Source organism: Metallosphaera yellowstonensis MK1 (assembly GCF_000243315.1).
GTDB lineage: Archaea > Thermoproteota > Thermoprotei_A > Sulfolobales > Sulfolobaceae > Metallosphaera > Metallosphaera yellowstonensis.
Map to the genome: position 1 here is coordinate 554,730 of NZ_JH597770.1, position 17,923 is coordinate 572,652.

General features: G+C 45.4%; 24 protein-coding genes and 2 tRNA genes. 14 read left to right on the forward strand and 12 right to left on the reverse strand.

The genetic code is table 11. The annotated features are described in order from the left end of the window. Positions 1-7 precede the first annotated feature (7 nt). On the reverse strand, positions 8-607 hold the full coding sequence (locus METMK1DRAFT_RS13825) for an alpha/beta fold hydrolase (RefSeq protein ID WP_009075285.1): 600 nt from the start codon (positions 605-607) through the stop codon (positions 8-10). Positions 608-754: 147 nt separating this feature from the next. On the opposite strand from METMK1DRAFT_RS13825, the gene METMK1DRAFT_RS13830 reads away from it, so the two are divergent. Continuing rightward, positions 755-1,984, forward strand: coding sequence for an NAD(P)/FAD-dependent oxidoreductase (locus METMK1DRAFT_RS13830; protein WP_009075287.1), 1,230 nt, complete (start codon positions 755-757; stop codon positions 1,982-1,984). Positions 1,985-1,993: 9 nt separating this feature from the next. Further along, on the forward strand, positions 1,994-2,836 hold the full coding sequence (locus METMK1DRAFT_RS13835) for a helical membrane plugin domain-containing protein (protein ID WP_009075289.1): 843 nt from the start codon (positions 1,994-1,996) through the stop codon (positions 2,834-2,836). On the opposite strand, the gene METMK1DRAFT_RS13840 is transcribed toward METMK1DRAFT_RS13835, so the two are convergent. Next, positions 2,811-3,623 (reverse strand): ATPase, encoded by an 813-nt coding sequence (locus METMK1DRAFT_RS13840; RefSeq protein WP_009075291.1) that lies wholly within the window; start codon positions 3,621-3,623, stop codon positions 2,811-2,813. The genes METMK1DRAFT_RS13835 and METMK1DRAFT_RS13840 overlap by 26 nt on opposite strands. 113 nt (positions 3,624-3,736) lie before the next feature. Here METMK1DRAFT_RS13840 and psmB point away from each other — a divergent pair, with 113 nt between their 5' ends. The 4 genes from psmB to METMK1DRAFT_RS13860 are packed head-to-tail and all read left to right on the forward strand — an operon-like array spanning position 3,737 to position 7,201. Then, the gene (gene psmB / locus METMK1DRAFT_RS13845) at positions 3,737-4,375 is read left to right on the forward strand and encodes an archaeal proteasome endopeptidase complex subunit beta (protein ID WP_009075293.1); all 639 of its coding nucleotides are present in this window, start codon (positions 3,737-3,739) and stop codon (positions 4,373-4,375) included. A 37-nt stretch (positions 4,376-4,412) separates the two neighbouring features. Continuing rightward, positions 4,413-4,862: a YbhB/YbcL family Raf kinase inhibitor-like protein gene (locus tag METMK1DRAFT_RS13850; protein ID WP_009075295.1), complete on the forward strand. Its 450-nt coding sequence runs from the start codon at positions 4,413-4,415 to the stop codon at positions 4,860-4,862. Between the two features lie 45 nt (positions 4,863-4,907). Then, positions 4,908-5,888: a replication factor C small subunit gene (locus tag METMK1DRAFT_RS13855; RefSeq protein WP_009075297.1), complete on the forward strand. Its 981-nt coding sequence runs from the start codon at positions 4,908-4,910 to the stop codon at positions 5,886-5,888. Then, positions 5,885-7,201, forward strand: coding sequence for a replication factor C large subunit (locus tag METMK1DRAFT_RS13860; RefSeq protein ID WP_009075299.1), 1,317 nt, complete (start codon positions 5,885-5,887; stop codon positions 7,199-7,201). The genes METMK1DRAFT_RS13855 and METMK1DRAFT_RS13860 overlap by 4 nt, the downstream gene beginning before the upstream one ends. Here METMK1DRAFT_RS13860 and moaC read toward each other — a convergent pair. From moaC to METMK1DRAFT_RS13880, 4 genes are read right to left on the reverse strand one after another with little or no spacing between them, the layout of a single operon-like run. After that, positions 7,191-7,631 (reverse strand): cyclic pyranopterin monophosphate synthase MoaC, encoded by a 441-nt coding sequence (gene moaC / locus METMK1DRAFT_RS13865; protein ID WP_009075301.1) that lies wholly within the window; start codon positions 7,629-7,631, stop codon positions 7,191-7,193. The two genes, METMK1DRAFT_RS13860 and moaC, sit on opposite strands and share 11 nt — an antisense overlap. Next, on the reverse strand, positions 7,628-7,882 hold the full coding sequence (locus tag METMK1DRAFT_RS13870) for a helix-turn-helix domain-containing protein (protein ID WP_052300232.1): 255 nt from the start codon (positions 7,880-7,882) through the stop codon (positions 7,628-7,630). The genes moaC and METMK1DRAFT_RS13870 overlap by 4 nt, the downstream gene beginning before the upstream one ends. Continuing rightward, positions 7,857-9,119, reverse strand: a complete 1,263-nt coding sequence (locus tag METMK1DRAFT_RS13875; protein WP_009075307.1) for an ORC1-type DNA replication protein — start codon at positions 9,117-9,119, stop codon at positions 7,857-7,859. Before METMK1DRAFT_RS13875 ends, METMK1DRAFT_RS13870 begins: the two co-directional genes overlap by 26 nt. A gap of 25 nt (positions 9,120-9,144) precedes the next feature. After that, on the reverse strand, positions 9,145-9,564 hold the full coding sequence (locus tag METMK1DRAFT_RS13880) for a THUMP domain-containing protein (RefSeq protein WP_155812445.1): 420 nt from the start codon (positions 9,562-9,564) through the stop codon (positions 9,145-9,147). A 150-nt stretch (positions 9,565-9,714) separates the two neighbouring features. Here METMK1DRAFT_RS13880 and gins23 point away from each other — a divergent pair, with 150 nt between their 5' ends. After that, positions 9,715-10,254, forward strand: a complete 540-nt coding sequence (gins23, locus tag METMK1DRAFT_RS13885; RefSeq protein WP_009075311.1) for a DNA replication protein Gins23 — start codon at positions 9,715-9,717, stop codon at positions 10,252-10,254. Then, positions 10,241-12,298, forward strand: a complete 2,058-nt coding sequence (mcm, locus tag METMK1DRAFT_RS13890; RefSeq protein ID WP_009075314.1) for a minichromosome maintenance protein MCM — start codon at positions 10,241-10,243, stop codon at positions 12,296-12,298. The genes gins23 and mcm overlap by 14 nt, the downstream gene beginning before the upstream one ends. Before the next feature lies 1 nt (position 12,299). Here mcm and METMK1DRAFT_RS13895 read toward each other — a convergent pair whose 3' ends face one another. The 4 genes from METMK1DRAFT_RS13895 to METMK1DRAFT_RS13910 are packed head-to-tail and all read right to left on the reverse strand — an operon-like array spanning position 12,300 to position 13,883. Further along, entirely contained in the window at positions 12,300-12,518 is a 219-nt protein-coding gene (locus tag METMK1DRAFT_RS13895; protein ID WP_009075316.1) for a hypothetical protein, read from the reverse strand. Between the two features lie 57 nt (positions 12,519-12,575). Beyond that, complete coding sequence (locus METMK1DRAFT_RS13900; RefSeq protein ID WP_009075318.1) at positions 12,576-12,908, reverse strand: hypothetical protein; 333 nt, start codon at positions 12,906-12,908, stop codon at positions 12,576-12,578. 7 nt (positions 12,909-12,915) lie between these two features. Next, entirely contained in the window at positions 12,916-13,362 is a 447-nt protein-coding gene (locus METMK1DRAFT_RS13905) for a CDP-2,3-bis-(O-geranylgeranyl)-sn-glycerol synthase (RefSeq protein ID WP_048088137.1), read from the reverse strand. Positions 13,363-13,409: 47 nt separating this feature from the next. Beyond that, positions 13,410-13,883: an ATP-binding protein gene (locus METMK1DRAFT_RS13910; RefSeq protein ID WP_009075323.1), complete on the reverse strand. Its 474-nt coding sequence runs from the start codon at positions 13,881-13,883 to the stop codon at positions 13,410-13,412. A gap of 110 nt (positions 13,884-13,993) precedes the next feature. Here METMK1DRAFT_RS13910 and METMK1DRAFT_RS13915 point away from each other — a divergent pair, with 110 nt between their 5' ends. The 3 genes from METMK1DRAFT_RS13915 to tmk all read left to right on the forward strand — a co-directional run bounded on the left by METMK1DRAFT_RS13915 (position 13,994) and on the right by tmk (position 16,218). After that, positions 13,994-14,485 carry a hypothetical protein gene (locus METMK1DRAFT_RS13915; protein ID WP_245544653.1) on the forward strand — a complete coding sequence of 164 codons (492 nt, stop codon included), beginning with the start codon at positions 13,994-13,996 and terminating at the stop codon, positions 14,483-14,485. Continuing rightward, entirely contained in the window at positions 14,482-15,480 is a 999-nt protein-coding gene (locus METMK1DRAFT_RS13920) for a Clp1/GlmU family protein (protein WP_009075327.1), read from the forward strand. The genes METMK1DRAFT_RS13915 and METMK1DRAFT_RS13920 overlap by 4 nt, the downstream gene beginning before the upstream one ends. Before the next feature lie 168 nt (positions 15,481-15,648). Beyond that, positions 15,649-16,218, forward strand: coding sequence for a dTMP kinase (gene tmk, locus METMK1DRAFT_RS13925; RefSeq protein ID WP_009075330.1), 570 nt, complete (start codon positions 15,649-15,651; stop codon positions 16,216-16,218). Here the strand turns inward: tmk and METMK1DRAFT_RS13930 are convergent. Then, a complete protein-coding gene (locus METMK1DRAFT_RS13930) occupies positions 16,172-16,534 on the reverse strand; it encodes an Sjogren's syndrome/scleroderma autoantigen 1 family protein (protein ID WP_009075332.1) in 363 nt (120 codons plus the stop codon). The two genes, tmk and METMK1DRAFT_RS13930, sit on opposite strands and share 47 nt — an antisense overlap. A gap of 58 nt (positions 16,535-16,592) precedes the next feature. Here METMK1DRAFT_RS13930 and METMK1DRAFT_RS13935 point away from each other — a divergent pair, with 58 nt between their 5' ends. Further along, positions 16,593-16,862 (forward strand): stationary phase-response protein, encoded by a 270-nt coding sequence (locus METMK1DRAFT_RS13935; protein ID WP_048088035.1) that lies wholly within the window; start codon positions 16,593-16,595, stop codon positions 16,860-16,862. A gap of 34 nt (positions 16,863-16,896) precedes the next feature. After that, a tRNA-Leu gene (locus METMK1DRAFT_RS13940) sits at positions 16,897-16,981 on the forward strand. Here the strand turns inward: METMK1DRAFT_RS13940 and METMK1DRAFT_RS13945 are convergent. After that, positions 16,963-17,715 carry a hypothetical protein gene (locus METMK1DRAFT_RS13945; protein WP_048088138.1) on the reverse strand — a complete coding sequence of 251 codons (753 nt, stop codon included), beginning with the start codon at positions 17,713-17,715 and terminating at the stop codon, positions 16,963-16,965. The two genes, METMK1DRAFT_RS13940 and METMK1DRAFT_RS13945, sit on opposite strands and share 19 nt — an antisense overlap. A gap of 99 nt (positions 17,716-17,814) precedes the next feature. Between METMK1DRAFT_RS13945 and METMK1DRAFT_RS13950 the strand changes: the two genes are divergently transcribed. Beyond that, positions 17,815-17,910: transfer RNA gene (locus METMK1DRAFT_RS13950), tRNA-Ser, on the forward strand. Positions 17,911-17,923: the final 13 nt, after the last annotated feature.

A 17,923-nucleotide genomic window follows, 5' to 3' on the forward strand; every position in this document is an offset into this window, starting at 1 on the left:
CCAGGACTCAATCTTCCTTCAAGTTCTTAGCGAACTCTACCACTGCTTCGTTGAAGGCTTCAGGATCGTCAAGATAACAGGCGTGTTGCTTACCTATAAATATCAACTTGGCAGAACTCACTCTCCTCTCAAGTTCCCTTGCGTCCTCCACTGGGGATACAGAGTCCTCCCTACCCCATATCAGGAGTAAAGGAATCCCACTCAGCGAGCTCACATGGCTCAGGACCTCATCAATTCCCACTGCCCCGACCAGAATAAGACCTCTCGGTCTACCTCCCTTTATTACATATCTCAATACAGCTTTACCGCCCATGGAAGGTCCCAGGAGGATACTTCCCTGAAGGCCGCTGACACGTAAGAAATCTGAGACGAAATCGGCTAAATCGCTCCACTTGCCTTTCTCCGATTTACCGTAACCTGGGAAATCCACAGAAATTCCCCTTATATCGTTCTTCTCTAGTGCCTCCAGTGTACCTACACCCAACCAGGTTTCAGCATTGAAGCGGGCTCCATGAAATAGCACTACATTGGGTTCTGACTTACCAGAGTTCTCTATAACGTATATTCTGCTTCCGTCTACATTCACGTAGGCGTGAGTAAAGCTCATTAATTGTAAGCCTAATTTAAACGGTTATAAACTTTTATAACAATAACACTCTAATATCGCAAAAAAAGAAGATCTATATAATATTATAGAAAGAATATTTGAAATAAACTTTTTAAAGTCGTAGGTTAAGATGAACCGAGATCATATATGACAAAAGTGTTAGTCTTAGGAGGGAGGTTCGGCGGGCTTACGGCGGCATACTCGCTAAAAAGGCTAGCAGGGAGTAAGGCCGAAGTTAAACTGATCAACAAGTCCAGGTTCACTTACTTTAGGCCTGCGTTGCCTCACGTGTCCATAGGAGTGAAGGACGTGGAAGATCTTGCCATAGATTTGGCTAGTGCCCTGCCCGAAAAGGGGATAGGCTTTACTGAAGGAGATGTGGAAAAAATAGACGCTAAATCTAGGACAGTGTACTACACTGCTCCTGATGGTTCCAAGAAGGAGGAAGAGTATGACTACCTGATGATTGGTATAGGAGCTCACCTGGGCACTGAGATGATCAAGGGATGGGATAAGTACGGCTATAGCGTCTGCGAGCCGGAGTTTGCACTGAAGCTGAGAGATCGTTTAGCTAATTTCAAGGGTGGTAAAATAACCATAGGATCGGGTCCATTTTATCAGGGAAAGGCGCCGAAGCCTAAGGTGCCCGAGAACTTCGTCCCACAGGCAGACTCGGCCTGTGAGGGACCAGTCTTTGAGATGTCTCTCATGCTCCATGGCTATTTTAAGAGGAAGGGTATTCTAGACAAGGTTAAAATTACAGTCTACTCCCCGGGAGAGTACCTCTCAGACCTCTCTCCTGCTTCGAGGAAAGCGGTCGCTGAAATTTACAAAGGCCTCGGAATAGAGTTGGTACATAACTTTAGATTGAATGAACTGAGGGAAAATGAGGTGGTTGATGAGAAGGGAAAGAAGTTAGAGTCGGACCTAAGTATACTTCTTCCTCCCTACACTGGCAACCCGGCTCTTAAGGCCTCAACCAAGGATCTGATAGACGATGGAGGATTTGTACCTACGGACCTCAATATGCAGTCCATAACATACGATAACGTCTATGCTGTAGGGGATTCTAACTCCTTGACTGTACCTAAGCTAGGATACTTAGCAGTCCAAACTGGTAGAATAGCGGCTGAACACCTGGCTAATAGACTAGGTGAAAGGGTAAAAGTAGAGCAGTACTATCCAACCATAGTTTGCGTGGCAGATAATCCCCTCGAGGGATACGCTGTGTCTGTAAAGGATGACACGTGGTATGGGGGTCAGGTGTCTGTGGCTCAGCCGGCAGCGGTCAACCACCTCAAGAAAGAACTGTTCACAAAATACTTTATGTGGACGAAAGGAGATATGGCATTGGAGAAATTCCTCGCCAGCTGGTGATTTTATCACATGGAGTCAATAGAGCGGCACGCACTAGATAACATATTGAAAGAGGAGAAACTACTCACAGTGAATAAATTTCTAGATATTCTCTCAACTTTGGACAAACTAGGCCTCTTGGACGTAATACAAGGAGCCATCAATGACGAGGAGTTAATGACCAAACTGTTCAGCGGGATACTCAACGATAAGGCATTATCTCTCCTCATAAACTACAAGAACCTTGGAGAGTTAGCAGATCTAGTACTCAATGAGAAAACTCAGGATAAACTCAAGTTTCTCCTGGAACTAGCCGGAACTCTGCAGCACTCGGGCGTGGTTGAACCCCTGTTAGGGATGCTCAAGGACGAAGATGTTATGGGAAGGATAATATCCGCGTTGGTTAACGATAAGACCCTCGAGCTAATGCAAAATTGGGAAAATTTACTGAACATAACTCTCATGTTGACGAAGAGAGAGACGAGTGAGAGTTTAGAGTATTTCCTAAGTTTTCTCAATGAGTTGAGGACTTCTGGGATCTTAGATCCCATAAGGGGTCTACTGAAGGATGAGGAGACCTTGGGCAAAATAATCTCAGCTCTAGTCAACGACTTCACGCTAGGTCTAGTGAGCAATTGGAGCGATATAGCCAAACATCTCTCTTCCTTAGATCTCACAGGATTTAAGGGATATGTTGATATAATAAATGCTGCAGGAAAAGCGATAAACGACGTCAATTATAAACCGATTCGATCAGTCTTCGACATCCTTAGGAGCCTTAAGGATCCTGATATACAGAACGGTTTGGGATTCCTCTTCAGTGTCATTAAGGAATTGGGAAAGATGGCTAAGGAGAAGAACGCTCCTCACTGAGGAGTAAATCGAGGATTTTTCCGTTTTTAGAAGTTACTGGATCTAGACAGAAGCTAAGAGGCCTTAAATACTTGAAGATCTTTTCCGAGCTAATGGTCCAGGGGGGCAAGCTACTCAGACTCAAGAACTTTCGAAACTCTTGACCTTTAACGAGAAATGCTCTACCTGGAAATACCGTGAAGACATAGTCTACTTCGGAGCATGAAAAACAGGGAGAGGACGCGTTATTGTAGGACTCGATCACGACGTTATCGTTCTCAGAGATAGTTCTTCTAACTTCCTCGTCCACTATGTAACCAGACTCGTCCACAATCTGCCTCAGTTGGTCTGTTGTGACGATAGTGGGACGAAATATTTCCCTCAGCTTGTCAAGGCTCTCCTTAAGCGAATCCAATACGTATTCTGGTATACTAGTGAAATAGCTCGAATTACCCTCTCTAGTTATTCTCATCATCACAGGGACCCCTCTCTCCATGAGAATGTTATAGCTAGTCGTGCTGTAGTCCAGTTTTTCCAGTTCAACTGGAGCCAAGAGAACGTCAAAAGGGTTTATCTTCTCTGGCTTTATGCCTGTGATCTCGTAATAGGAGAGGGCATCATTTCCTACCAGAACGTTCAGTTCGACACTCCTCAGGAGCGTAGAGTAGCTGTACCATGCATTATGACCTGCTACAGGTTTAAGAGGCGTAAGTTTCACTCCCACCTCAGCCATAGCTGAGATAAGGGCTAGTCCGAAACGCGTTTTGCCTGAATCGTAGGGTAACCCTCCGTTTATGAGTACCCTCACATATCCATGTTTTCTTTCATTCCCAAAAAATTAGCTAGAAGCACTGGTTCGCAAATTCCCGTTGTTAAACAAAGTTTCAAATATGTATTGCACCCCTATATTCTTGGAAGAAAATGGAAGACCTGTTTCAAGGCCAAAACAAACAGAAGATAAAGATCCTTAAGGGAACAACTACCGTGGGATTAGTAGTGAAAGACGCAGTTGTGTTGGCTGCAGATAGGAGGGCTAGTGCAGGTTTCTTCGTGGCCAATAAGATGGTGAGAAAGATTCTTTACATAGATGAGAGGATAGGCATAACTACTGCAGGTAGCGTTGCGGATCTGCAGTTCATCTATAACTATCTGAAAAACATCTATCACTATAATTACATCTCAGGAAATAGACCTGTGACGGTTAAGGCTCTAGCCACTTATCTCACTAACATACTTTCCCAGAGCAAGTACTTCCCTTACCTAGTCCAGATCCTCATTGGAGGTTATGACGTCCAGCCCAGGTTGTTTAACCTTGACTACCTAGGCGACATGACTGAGGAAACTTACGTAGCCACAGGCTCAGGTTCACCTGTTGCTATGGGGGTACTTGAAGATGGATACAGACCAAGTATGACTCCTGATGAAGCTGTAGAACTAGCTACTAGGGCTGTGCTCTCAGCCATCAAGAGGGACTCGTTTACTGGAACCGGGGTAATAGTTACCAAAATAACTAAGGACGGCCACCAAGAAAAAGAGGTGTTCCCTCAAGGGAAAGAGTAATGTAAAGGTTTTATATCGTATCATGACATTTTATTCTATGTTTGTGTCATCAGTCTTCAAGAACGAAGACGTAATACCCGTCAAGTACACTTGTGAAGGGGTAGACGTATCTCCTCCCTTAAAGTGGGAGAAGGTGCCCAATGCCGTGAGTTATGCGGTCATCGTAGAGGATCCAGATGCTCCCGGTGGTACCTTCATCCATTGGGTCATGTACAACGTCAAGGTGAACGAACTACCGGAGAACGTAGAGAAGAGGGAGAGAACCTCCTACGGTCTTCAAGGCCTGAACGATTTCGGTAGGATAGGGTATAACGGTCCCTGTCCTCCAAGGGGGCATGGTTACCACAGGTACTATTTCAACATCTACGCCCTGAGTACCGAGCTTTCTCTGAAGTCGGTGAGGAAGGTTACTGCAGAGAGTCTTAAGGACGCTATGGAAGGATATGTTATCGCGGTAGGAACTTTGATGGGTAAATTCAAGAGATAGTCCGATTTTTTAATCTTTGTTAGATACTTTACTCATGGATAACTCATGGAATTTGAGGTATTGTGGGCTGAGAAGTACAGGCCTAAGTCGCTTGATGATATAGTAAATCAGAAGGATATTGTAGAGAGGCTCAAGAAATTTGTGAAAGAGAAAAACATGCCTCACCTGTTGTTTGCAGGTCCACCTGGAACTGGGAAGACCACGTCAGCATTGGCACTGGTCTATGACCTTTATGGTGAGAACTACCGTCAATACTTCCTAGAGTTAAACGCCAGTGACGAGAGAGGAATCGATGTTATCAGGAACAAGGTGAAGGACTTTGCCAGAACCGTGACACCACAAGACGTCCCTTTTAAGACAGTGCTTTTGGATGAAGCTGATAATATGACTGCAGATGCTCAACAGGCTTTAAGGAGAACAATGGAGCTCTACACTGAGACTACTAGATTCATTCTCGCATGCAATTACCTTAGTAAAATCATAGATCCAATTCAATCTAGGACAGCTCTCTTCAGGTTCTATCCTCTGAAAAAGGAGGACGTCATATCAAGGCTCGAGTTCATTGCCAAGAATGAAAAAGTGGAGTATGACCCAAAGGCCCTCGATACAATATACGAAATCACCTCAGGTGACATGAGGAAGGCAATAAACATACTTCAAGCGTCATCTGCTTATGGAAAGGTAACCACTGAGGCCGTTTATAAAGTTCTTGGTATGGCTCAGCCCAAGGAAATCAGAGAAATGGTCAAATCTGCCCTTCAGGGAAGGTTCACAGAGGCCAGATCAAAGCTACTTTCTCTCATGATCAACTACGGTCTTTCAGGGGAGGACATAGTCAAACAAGTTCACAGGGACATATTTTCCAATGAGTTCCAGATTCCTGAGGAACTAAGGGTAATTATGGCAGACTATGTGGGAGAGGTTGAGTATAGGATAATTGAGGGGGCTGACGACGAGATTCAACTTTCCGCTATGTTGGCTAGGATAAGCCTCTTGGGACAGAAATATGTTGGGGAACGTAAATGAGCAGAGTACCCTGGACGATAAAGTACAGACCTAAGGTCTTGGACGAGGTCGAGAACCAAGAGGATGTGAAGAAACAGCTGAGGGAATGGATCGAGTCCTGGCTCGGCAGAAAACCAGAAACCAAGGGTCTGTTACTCTATGGTCCGCCTGGAACTGGAAAGACTACGTTAGCCTATGCCCTAGCAAGAACTTACGGGCTGGAGATTATTGAGACGAACGCTAGTGATAGCAGGAATATGACCTCCCTGAGAAATATAGTGGAGAGAGCCTCCATGGCAGGATCGCTCTTCAACGAGAGAGGAAAGCTCATCTTCCTTGATGAGGTGGACGGGATTCAGCCGAGACAAGATTTCGGGGCGATCTCGGCGATCCTAGAGATATTGAGAAACACAAAATATCCCATCCTCATGGCTGCCAACGATCCCTGGGATCCTAACCTTCGTGACCTTCGGGAGGCTGTGAAGATGATTGAAGTGAAGAGACTAGGGAAGGTTCCGTTGAGGAGATTGCTCAAGAGGATATGCACAGAGGAGAGGATAAAGTGTGAAGACGGGGCGATAGATAGTATAATAGATGCTTCTGACGGGGATGCCAGATATGCCATAAACTTCCTGGAGAGCATCGCTGAGGGATACAGGGAAGTGAAAGAGGATCTCGTAAACGAAGTGTTAAGAAGAAAGGAACGGGAGCTTAACCCTTTTGAGACGCTCAGGAATACCTTCTGGGCTAAGTACGGTTGGCAAGCAAGGCAGGCAGTTTCTAATTCACAAATCGACTACGACCTCCTCATGAGATGGTTTTCGGAGAACATACCTGTTCAATATGAGAGCCTAAATGATATGTGGAGAGCCTACGATGCCCTCTCAAGGGCCTCAGTCTTCCTTTCCCGAGCCAAAAAGGCTAGTTGGGACATGCTCAGTTACACCTTCGACCTGATGGGACCTGGAGTCGCCATGGCAGAGGTAGCTAAGAAGACTCAGAACTGGAAGGCCAAGTGGAAAAATTATCAATTTCCTCAGTTGGTAACGCAGTTGTATAGAACCAAAAGGACCAGGGATCTTAGGGATCAGATAGTAAGGAAGATAGGTCTACATCTCCACACCTCCTCCGGTAAAGTTTACAGCGATGTACTCCCCTTCGCTCTTGTTTATTTGTCTAAGGAACCAGAAATGATGAAAAATATTGATCTCTCTCCAGAGGAGATAAATTTCGCCAAATCTCTAACGATTCACGAGAATGAAGATGTGAGACAGCACATCGAGAAGAAAAGGGAAAGTAAGCTCAAGAGAAATGCCAGGAGAGCTAAATCTTGATCTTTTCAACAACCCTAACTCCTTCTATGGCAGTACTAGGGTATTGTCCTTTATCGTCCTTCTCATATTTCTTCACCATATCCCACACCGTCAGAAGTGCCACGGAAGTGGCTGTCAAGGCCTCCATCTCTACTCCAGTTTTGTAGTGCGCCTTAATCCTTGTCCTGACTCTGACCCCCTCGTTCTCAACTTCTATCTTTACCTCAACCGATTCTAAAGGTATGGGATGGCAGAGTGGGAGTAACTCTGGAGTCCTCTTAGCAGCTAGAATTCCGGCAGTCTTAGCCACAGTTATCACATCTCCTTTTTCTATCTTCCCTTCCCTTATTAGCCTCACAGTATCTGACCTCAGCCTTATGAACCCTTCAGCCTCAGCCTCCCTTAAGGAATACGCCTTCCCTGAGATGTCTACCATTACAGCATTGCTCATATATCCTCTAACTCCTCTAGAAGGTTTTTTACAATAATAACCTTTCTATTTTCGAGGTTTACCCTAACTATTCGCACTCTACCAGAGGAGAATACCTCCACGTACCCATTCCTCTCCAATTGCTCCACCTCACTCCTCGCTGTCCAATAGCGTACCCCAGCTTCCTGAGCCAACTTAGTTAATGACATTTCGCCCTGTCTGAGGAGAACATAAAGTAGCTTTAATCTAATCAGACTCCTCTCTGTTATCAAGCCTCATCCTCAAGATCCTGTTGATAAGATTCTCTAGCTGCGGTGTGACAGGTACGTTAAGCGACACTAATGTGGTCCTTCCCCTAGTTCCCTTACCACTTTGTTTCGTATTTATTATCCCCATCAGTTTCATTCTCCTCACGTATTCATAGACTTGAGTGTGTCGCCTAGGTTCCTCACCTATCTCACTACAGATCCCCGCGTATTCTTGTTCTAGTTTTCCCATAGACACGGTGTCTATCCTAAACCTGTTGTTAAGATTGAGCAATGCTTTCAGCAGGAGTAAGGGATGTAATTCCAAGTTGGTTATTGAGTCTAGAATTTCTCCGGCCTCTTGGTTTATCTTTGAATTAGCTTCCTTAGCATGCTCTATTAACACTAGAGGGGAATTTCTCAATTCCGCTATCTTTCCTGCCAACTCCAAGGTCTCTATGGCCAACCTGGCGTTACCCGTGCCTCCCTTGTCATAGCCATAGATATCAGAGATAAAGGTTATGGTCTCATCTGGAACTACGTTAGGTTGGAAGGCATCCCTCACCCTGTCATTGAGTATATCGTTAAGCTCAAAGGCCCTATATGGTTCAAATTTTATCACGTTTCTCATTATATGATCTTTAACGCTCTTATCAAGAGCAGAAACAGTCACGAGATCCCTTAAGATGAAGATATAGCTGACCCTCCTAACCACCGACGAGAATTCGTCATAGAGCCTCACCAGAAAGTAAATGTCCTCCTGTGACGATGTGTTTATAAAGTAATCGAACTCATCCAGCGTTATGACTAGATACATGTTCCTTTTCTCCAAATAGTCATGAATTACCTTGAAGACCTCCTGTGAGGAGAGTCCTCTAGTCGGAATGGGTAATTTTAGACTCGAAGCTACCTCCATTGTAAGGAGGTATAAGGTTCTCTGTCTATGACAATTCACGTGAACATATTCCAATTTTATTCCTCTGACTTTGAGTTTCTCCTTAAATGCATAACCGAATGACTTAGTAGTCACAGTTTTTCCAGTTCCGGTTGGGCCGAAGATCACTACCCTGACAGACGTTCCTCCAGGGTCCTCCACTACATCCCTAAAGGCTAGCGTGAGTTCTCTTAGCTTCTCTTCCCTGTGGGGTAGTCTAGGTGGTATGTGCTCTGGAGTCAATACGTTTGGCTTCTTGAATATCAAACTTCCTGTAAGACCGCTCTCTATGATGTCCTCAATGCTGGACGTAACTTTCACCCTTACCATTAATTGTGCAGTAGTATCTTATATTTTAGGGGAGAGACCTAACCGAAAGTTTTTCTTCATCCTTCTTGAGGATGGAGATCAGAACCGAGTCCTTGAGCACGTTAACCACACATCTAACCTCGGGAGTTCTAGAATCTATCTTCGCAATTCCACTCACACTACCTCCAATTGCCATTTCTAGTGTCCTACAACTCAATCTACCCCCTCTATTATAACAGTCCACATAGAGAGTCCTAGCGTTGGTTTCATTGAGCAGCCTCTTAGCCTCACTGATCACAGCTCCGTAATCTGGTCTCGCTACCGCATGGATTGGAAATATCTTTCTTGCACATGCGGGAGGTGCAGAGACCACGAGTCCGTAGCATATTCTGCTTTGTAATACAGAGTAGACAACGAGAACGTTCTGAACTTCTTCAGTTATCTTCACTAAAGGATCCCTTATCATTATTCTGTTTGCTATTTCGATTGCACATAAAGTTCCCTTATTTGGCGCGGTGGTGACTAGAAGAGCAGGTTTGAGTTGTGACTGCACAGCGTCTATTAGACTCCTTAGTTTTTAAGGAAAGCTAGACAATAATATGTGTGGGGCAAATACGTGTTCAGCATTAAGTACAAGGCATTACGCAGACTTGCTAGAACCTATAGGAGAAAGGTCATCATTCATGACGAGCTTAGATCCTTGGATCTTGGGTTAGAAGAAGTAAAGCTTGTTAAGGGAAACGATCCAGATTTGCCCTCGTGGCTCATAGACATTCTAGAACCTGAAGGTATAATAGGTGCTACTCCTATAACGATTGACGAGATAGCCAGGTACTTATACCAGGAGAAACAGAATTCTTCGATTCCGGCCTCTCTCGTGCAGATATCCAACGACTTTTATTTCAGGGCCAACCATCTACTGAGAGAATTGTCTAAAGCTGGCAATAATATCACCCAACTGGAAAGTTTAAAGAAGGCTTCACAGATGTTGGACGAACTAAAGCGAACTCGAGGAAGAAAGATCGTACAGTTGGCGAGTTTAAACGTATCTGATCAATCGCTTATTAATAAGATGACAACGGAGGAATATTTGGTATACCGAGAATTGAGAAATATAATCAACACATTCGTTGGTGACATCAGTGGAAACTCGTGAGGTAGATCTAGGAGCTAGGTTAGAGGAGTTCATCAGGACATTCGAGGACTCCTCAGGACATAAGTACTTAGCTCAGATAAACGAAATGATAGCGTTTAGAAGGAGAAGCCTGTTAGTAGACTTTAACGAACTCTATCGTTTCGATGAGAGTTTGGCTACGCAAATAATCAACTCGCCTTTGGAGATCCTCCCTCTCCTAGAGCAAACCCTCATGAAGATAGTGGGGGAGCTAGACCCTCAGTTTACTACGGAAGTTAAGAAGATCCACTTGAGGCTCACAAATGTTCCGAAGTTAATCGAACTTAGAAAGATAAGGAGTAGTGATGTGAATAAGGTTGTTGTAGTTGAGGGAATACTGACCAAACAGACTCCCATAAAGGAGAGAGCTTACAGGATAACATTGAAACACGTGAGCCCTGACTGTAATGAGGAATTTAGTTGGCCTGAGGGCGAGGAGATAGAAGAGACAATTAAGATGCCCTCTGTCTGTCCTATCTGTGGTAAGGCGGGCCAGTTCGATATAATTCCCCACAAATCCGAGTTAGTGGATTGGCAGAGGGTGATAATTCAGGAGAGGCCTGAGGAAGTTCCACCGGGACAGATACCGAGACAGTTGGAGGCTGTTTTCGAAGACGACCTGGTGGACTCAGCTAGGCCCGGAGATAGGGTGAGACTCACTGGGATCCTCATGATAAAGCAAGACTCCCTACTCAGGAGAGGCAGTAGATCAATTTTCGATGTGTACCTAAAGACCCTCAGTGTTGAGATATCCCAGAAAGTATTGGACGAAGTTCAGATAACTGAGGAAGATAAGAGGAAAATCGAAGAGCTGGCCAGGAATCCGTGGATAAGGGAAGCCATAATATCTTCCATAGCGCCCTCCATCTTCGATCATTGGGAAATAAAGGAAGCTATAGCTCTAGCGCTGTTTGGAGGCGTATCGAGGACTATGGCTGACGGGACTAGAACTAGGGGAGATATACATGTTCTCGTCATTGGAGACCCAGGTACTGCAAAGTCCCAGTTGCTACAGTTTGCAGCCAGGGTATCTCCTAGGTCCGTATACACCACGGGTAAGGGAGCAACAGCAGCAGGTCTAACTGCTGCAGTGGTTCGTGAGAAAAACACTGGGGATTATTACCTAGAGGCAGGTGCCCTAGTTTTAGCAGACGGCGGAATAGCAGTAATTGACGAGATAGACAAGATGAGGGATGAAGACAGAGTTGCTATTCACGAGGCCATGGAGCAACAAACCGTCTCGATAGCTAAGGCTGGCATTCTGGCCAAGCTTAACGCCAGGACTACCATAATAGCTGCGGGAAATCCCAAGTTCGGGAGATACATCCCAGAGAGGGGGGTATCAGACAACATCGAATTACCTCCCACCATCCTATCCAGGTTTGACTTGATATTCATTCTCGTGGATAAACCTGGAGCCGAGGATCAAAACTTAGCGCTACATATCCTGGATATGCATGGGGGAAAGGAAGTAAAGAATTTCTTACCCGTGGAGTTACTGAAAAAGTATATAGCCTTCGCTAGGAAATTTGTGTTCCCCACTCTCACCGAGGAGGCAAAGAGCCTGTTGGCTGATTTCTATGTGGAGATGAGGAAGAAAAGTAGTGAGAATCCCAGCAGCCCCATATTGATAACACCCAGACAGTTGGAGGCCTTGATAAGGTTAACAGAAGCCTATGCTAGGATGGCTCTCAGGAATGAAGCAAGCAGAGAAGACGCTGAGAGAGCCATTAACATAATGAGAGTGTTCCTTGAAAGAGTAGGTATAGACGTTGAGTCTGGGTCAATTGATATAGACACTATCATGACTGGCAAACCCAAGAGCGCAAGGGAGAAAATGGTGAAGTTAATTGAGATAATAGACACTCTGGCCTCTGACAAGGGATGTGCCAAACTTAAAGAGATCATAAAAGAAGCAGAAAGAGAGGGGATAGAACCCTCATCATCTGAAAAAATAGTCTCTGATATGAGAAAGAGCGGGCTGATTTATGAGGCCAATCCCGAGTGTTATAAAAAAGTAACGTAGGTTATTTCGCTCTCCTCATGACCTGGAGAGGAGTCCACATCACCCACGATGGTACCACTTTCACCAATTCGTATGCTTCCTCCCAGCTGCTTAGATTCAGTTCCGCTGCCAATCCTTCAAGGGTCAACTGAGTCCTAGCATACTTATTGAGTATCCTCACGACATCTTCGTTTACCTCGATCTCTTTCCCAGTGGATAGTTTAACCTTGATGTTGTCCATAAGCTTTACAACCACCACGATTAAAAATAATTTTCTACCCTTTCATCCTCATATATTTCATATGTTGTGGATTATGTTGTTAACACTAGATATGCCGTAAAGCTCCCACACTAGGACTGTCAGAATGATCAGTGAAAATATGATGGCAAAGGATCCTACTTCTACCTGTTTTCTTTCCACTAGGTAGATTCCTGCGAGGATCATGGCTAGCAGAATAACCCCTAATACCAGGTAACCTCCATTACTGGGTCCTCCCTCAGAGTATGTTATTGGGGAGATGTAGTAAGGTATGGCCAAGACTCCTATTATCCCCATCATCATTATAATGACCAGAATGATCGTCAGATACGTCTCCAATATTTGGCTGAAAGTCCTTTGAGGGTTGGGCATGATAACTCTACCACGGGACACTTTTTATTTTTAATCGGTAGGCAAGGAAATTAGTGCCCAGATGCATCACGAAAGCGAAAAGACAGATGAAGAGGAACTGGATGAGCGACACTCTTAGCCCCCCTGCATATCCCAGCACGGTCGAACCTAATATGAAGTCTAGCTGATCCAAACCTATGGCCCTACCTCCTCGAGGTATACTGAGTCTCCGCTTTATGAACGCTCCGAGCATGTCTCCCAACATGGCCCCAACCGACTCCAAAAAGGAGATCAAGATCCACTCGCTCCCAAGAAAGCTAGAAATGACCACACCCACAGTAGTGCCGTAAGTAAGTGCCAATATGAGACCCTCGTAAGTCTTTCCATCTCCCAGTACTCGTCTGCCGTCCCATGTGACCCTCCCACCGTCAATAGGAGTGCCGTTTCTAACCAGGGGACCTGAGCCGTTTGCCATGAAGGCTGGCAAGTAGTAGATCACAGCGAGGCCTAATTCTATAAGGTTCAACTGCAACCTCTTACACCGGCACTGTCTATATTTATTTTACATCTCTCTCCGTCACCTATTAAATATTTTCCAGTTGCTCTGAACACAGATTGAGAGTAAAACCTCATTATTTTGTGACCGTACACCTTGTTGTTGGAGGCCATATCCCACGTCAAGAGGACTTTACCCCTGAAGGTCACTAACAAGTTCAGCTGTATGAGAAGGTCCCTGTACTTTCTATCTATGGAGTAAAACCTGTTGATCGTATCTATTGCTATGATTTTCGGTTGCAAGCTCATAGCCTCCACTATAGCTTCGACCAATTCGTAGGAACCCCTGACATCCATGAATAGCACATCCCATTCACCTTTCACTCTACTCTTATAGCTCTCACCGGTAGTGGAAATGAAAACCCCTCTACCCAAATCCCTGATAACCTGAAGTGCTATGGAAGTCTTTCCGGTTCCTGATGGTCCAAACAGAGAAACCATATCCCTTTTGTCGAACAGGAAACGAGCGAGAGATGAACGCTTATATTCCACCAGTCGTTTATAATCTCGTGGGGAATAAAAAGATTGTTTTAGACATAGAGGACCCACGAATGTACGTTGAGATTTTCAAGAGGCTTAGGAGCCTTGGTGTGGACGTAGGTTCTGCAGAGGGGACTGGGGACCAAGTCTTCAAACTCAAGGGGTCGGAAGAGAGTGTAAGGAGCGTCGTAAATAGACTCTACTTGGCCTCCAAGGGGAAAGAGGCTTTCAACGAGCTACTCATAGGTATAGATACTAACAAGGATAGATTGACCGTGGTGATTCTAGCCGACGGTCAAATCTTTGAGACCAAGGAGCTGAGAATAGAGGAAACGACCAGGTATTTGGAGGAAGTGATTTCGGAGTATCCACACAGGAGGCTTCGCATAGGTGTTGGAGTGGGCAACCTTCACGGAAGGCAAGTGTACGAGATGCTGAGAAAGGAGATTCCTTTCGTAAAGATGGTCGACGAGAGAGGCACCAGTTCCAGGAATCCTTACATAGAGGTTAAGGATCGTGACGTCAGGGCAGCCTACGCCATAGCCATTAGGTCAGCCATATGAAGGTTCCCAAAGGGGAGTATCTGGTCTTTAAGGGGCCCTGCAATATAAGAGCAATCCAGGGAGAAATAAAGATCCTGGGGTTAGAGGGGGAAGAATTCTCCATAACTTCTGACGATACCTTCAGTGTTAGTTCTGACAAGGGTGCAGATATTATAACAAATTGCGAGTTTATAACATCATTCCCGTCACTAGGTTGGGAGGGCGTTATTGAGGCCATAGCTTCCACAGGCGGGATAGCCATTGTGCTAGGCAAGGAGGATTCTGGGAAGACTTATCTCTCTAAGAGTATTTATAACGCCTCAAGGAAGGGGAAGTTTGTGGACATGGACGTGGGCCAGTCTACCGTGTTTCTCCCTGGATTTCTTTCTACCTTCTCCGGGTCTAGCCTCTGGCTTAACAACCCGTTGCGTTTTGCGGAGTCCCAGTTCTTTGGGGACATAACACCGTCCATTAATCCTAAGCTTCACCTAGAACTCGCTCTGAAATTAGTAAAGAAGAGGGAAGATCTGACGGTGGTTGACACTGACGGTTGGTTAAACGGCTACGGAAGGAAACATAAGGAAGAACTCATAAACCTACTGGATCCGGATTTCATCATCTCGATGGGGAGAGGAGTTCACGTTCCTCCAGGCTATGAAGAGAGAACGATAAGATTGAGGACAACACCGAGATCTCTCTTTAAATCAAGGGAAAAGAGGGCTGAGAGGAGGAGAAAGTTGTTTGCCTATTACTTTCAAAATGCCGAAAAGTACAATGTGCTCTTAGAGGGGAGGAGGTTAGGAATAAGGGGTAGCTCCTGCTTGCCTATGGATTGGCTCGACGGGCTGTTGGTAGGACTCGAGAATAACGGAAGAATTGTGGGGGCGGGTCTCCTCTCAGTCTCCTCTCAGTCCATCCTAACTCCGTGTCGCACGTTTGACAACTATATCATGGGCTTCATAGCTCTAGGGATAGATATGAGGGAAAGGAGGCTAAACCCAACGTTGGCGAAATGAGCTCCCCTTCAACGGGAAATCCCGTAGTCCGTCAGGGACGGAAGGTAACGCCTGATCTCCTAGCGATGAGAAATTCATGGTAGATCTGTGAAGGTTAAGAGACTCTACAAAGATTGCGACCTACATTCGAGGCTCAGAGTTATTACCTCACCTGAGTAAAACGCTGAAATGAAACTCATAGTGATTGAAGGTATAGACGGGGCTGGAAAGACTACCCTCTCTAACCTGTTGGCAGAGAGACTAGTTGAACTGGGATATGACGCCATAGTCACTCACGAGCCCTTCACAGATGAAATAAAGATGTTACTGGAGAATGTAGGGTGGAAGGACCCCTTAGTTCTTACTTTCCTCTTCTCAGCAGATAGGGCTATTCATGTGAACTGGTTAAGAGATGCTGGGAAGGGAATAATCATCATGGATAGATACTATTATTCAACAATGGCATATCAAGCCGCTTTAGGACTTGATTTGAAGTGGTTAGAGACAGTGAGTTCTGTGTTCCCTAAACCTGATCTCGTCTTACTTATAGATCTTCCCGTTGAGTTTGCCCTCATGAGACTGAGCAGAAAACGTGACTCCTTGGACTTTAAGGAAAAGAGAGAAACCCTCTCTAAGGTTAGAGAGAATTATCTGAGCCTAGCGAGGAAGTATAATATGATAATATTGGACGGAAAGAGAGACCTTCGAGAGCTCACCGAGCAGGCTCTGACCCACGTCCTCCAGACCTTATCTTCCTGAGCCTTTCAAGGGAGTCTAAATACCTGATAACCTGAAGGAGAGCATCGCTGTCCATGGGATCTTCTTTTACCCTCTTAGAGATGGATGTCATGGATTCTATGAGCGTCTCCTCCAATGAATCCAAGAGGAGATCCCTCTTCAGTCTCTTCTCCTCCTCTTCGTCCTTTGCTATTATCACCTTACCGTGTATCGGACATACTATCTCCCCATTCCTAAGTTTATAGAGTGGGTTATTACAAACGGGGCACGACTCGCTGAGCATTGATGCTCCTTGCTTGAGCAACTCAGCCGCCTTTCTAACGCTCTGGTCTACCATGAGGAAATCTACATAAACCTAAAATTGCTAACATAAAAAGTATACCGGGTGAAGAACTCTGGCCACACTTTATGATAATGAGGCAAAGATCAAACAAGCCGTGGTGCTTCTGCAGAAAGTCGTCAACGACACAAGTGTTCCCAGGAACATAAGGAGAGCTGCCAGCGATGCCATAAGGAGCCTCCAGGATCCTGCACTCAGTCCAGCCGTGAGGGCAGCTAACGCTACGGCGATTTTGGACGAAATAAGTCAAGACCCCAATATGCCATCTCAAACAAGGATTTCCATATGGAATGTCGTCTCCATTCTAGAAACGATAAGGGACTAGTTTTTTAAAAGTGGGGAGTTGAAGAAAGTAGTGTGCGGGGGTGCCCGAGCTAGGCCAAAGGGGGTAGGCTTAGGCCCTACTGGAGTAGTCCTGCGCGGGTTCAAATCCCGCCCCCCGCATTCACCTCCTCTGGCTCCTCATACCACCTTACCTTTTCACCAACCTTGGCTCTCAGCTTCCATCTCAGACTCTTGGGACTATTTTCAACTTTATTCCAAAGAGTGTTAAGTTTTTCAATTATTTGTTTTCCTTCCTCTCTGCCAGCCAGGAACTCTAGCATCCTGGAGTGATTTATACTGAAAGTCTTATAGAATCCCCAATCGTCTGAGAGCACGCTCACTATTCTTCCCACATCAATTTCATTGATGTCATCCCTTGTGGACAGATTGAAATCGTAGAGTAAAGCTGCTATGTCCTTTCTATCGTTCTCGGTGAGATTGATTATTTGCATCTTAGTGAGCAGTAGGTCTGAAGGAGGTATCGACGGGTAATAGTTTTTAAGTCTGTCCTTCAGGATCAATTTATGGCACATTATAAACTCGTCTAGAAATACATCTACGTTAGTCCCCAGGACTTTATCGAAAAACATCAGTCTATTGTAACCGTGAAGAGCATTAAACCTCCTGTTGGGTTCCATTCCCATCTCTTCCATAAGCGTCTGTATCGCTTTTCTCTCAGTGGATAGACCGAAGTAGTCCGCATCCTTGTAGTACCTGGAGAATATCTCGCTCCCTCGGGGAGCTATGGAGGCTATTGCAGCACCGCCGATTAGCCTTATAGTGATACCTCTTTCCTTCCCTTCCTTCACCACCTGAAGGGCTCTATTTAAGAGAGTCCCCTTTTCAATGGGAATTGTCTAGCACCAATTGGATCTTGAAGGCCTAGATTAATTCCTTTCCTGTCTCATAGCTGGCGGGGAAACGTTTTTTAGACCAGTTGTGAATCTCCTTATGCCGGGATCGCCTAGCCTGGTTAGGGCGGCGGCCTGCTAACATGGCGGGCAGCCGTTGGGGGAAACCCCGCGCGGGTTCAAATCCCGCTCCCGGCGCTTCATTATCTCG

Coding starts and splice junctions, on each gene's coding strand:
- METMK1DRAFT_RS13900 (WP_009075318.1), bottom strand. CDS start 12,908: ATGCCCAACCCTCAAAGGACTTTCAGCCAAATATTGGAGACGTATCTG.
- tmk (WP_009075330.1), top strand. CDS start 15,649: ATGAAACTCATAGTGATTGAAGGTATAGACGGGGCTGGAAAGACTACC.
- METMK1DRAFT_RS13835 (WP_009075289.1), top strand. CDS start 1,994: ATGGAGTCAATAGAGCGGCACGCACTAGATAACATATTGAAAGAGGAG.
- METMK1DRAFT_RS13910 (WP_009075323.1), bottom strand. CDS start 13,883: ATGGTTTCTCTGTTTGGACCATCAGGAACCGGAAAGACTTCCATAGCA.
- METMK1DRAFT_RS13875 (WP_009075307.1), bottom strand. CDS start 9,119: ATGGTAAGGGTGAAAGTTACGTCCAGCATTGAGGACATCATAGAGAGC.
- METMK1DRAFT_RS13915 (WP_245544653.1), top strand. CDS start 13,994: ATGTACGTTGAGATTTTCAAGAGGCTTAGGAGCCTTGGTGTGGACGTA.
- METMK1DRAFT_RS13905 (WP_048088137.1), bottom strand. CDS start 13,362: ATGGCAAACGGCTCAGGTCCCCTGGTTAGAAACGGCACTCCTATTGAC.
- METMK1DRAFT_RS13930 (WP_009075332.1), bottom strand. CDS start 16,534: ATGGTAGACCAGAGCGTTAGAAAGGCGGCTGAGTTGCTCAAGCAAGGA.
- METMK1DRAFT_RS13850 (WP_009075295.1), top strand. CDS start 4,413: ATGTTTGTGTCATCAGTCTTCAAGAACGAAGACGTAATACCCGTCAAG.
- METMK1DRAFT_RS13880 (WP_155812445.1), bottom strand. CDS start 9,564: ATGATAAGGGATCCTTTAGTGAAGATAACTGAAGAAGTTCAGAACGTT.
- METMK1DRAFT_RS13920 (WP_009075327.1), top strand. CDS start 14,482: ATGAAGGTTCCCAAAGGGGAGTATCTGGTCTTTAAGGGGCCCTGCAAT.
- METMK1DRAFT_RS13855 (WP_009075297.1), top strand. CDS start 4,908: ATGGAATTTGAGGTATTGTGGGCTGAGAAGTACAGGCCTAAGTCGCTT.
- METMK1DRAFT_RS13860 (WP_009075299.1), top strand. CDS start 5,885: ATGAGCAGAGTACCCTGGACGATAAAGTACAGACCTAAGGTCTTGGAC.
- METMK1DRAFT_RS13895 (WP_009075316.1), bottom strand. CDS start 12,518: ATGGACAACATCAAGGTTAAACTATCCACTGGGAAAGAGATCGAGGTA.
- METMK1DRAFT_RS13825 (WP_009075285.1), bottom strand. CDS start 607: ATGAGCTTTACTCACGCCTACGTGAATGTAGACGGAAGCAGAATATAC.
- psmB (WP_009075293.1), top strand. CDS start 3,737: ATGGAAGACCTGTTTCAAGGCCAAAACAAACAGAAGATAAAGATCCTT.
- METMK1DRAFT_RS13830 (WP_009075287.1), top strand. CDS start 755: ATGACAAAAGTGTTAGTCTTAGGAGGGAGGTTCGGCGGGCTTACGGCG.
- moaC (WP_009075301.1), bottom strand. CDS start 7,631: ATGAGCAATGCTGTAATGGTAGACATCTCAGGGAAGGCGTATTCCTTA.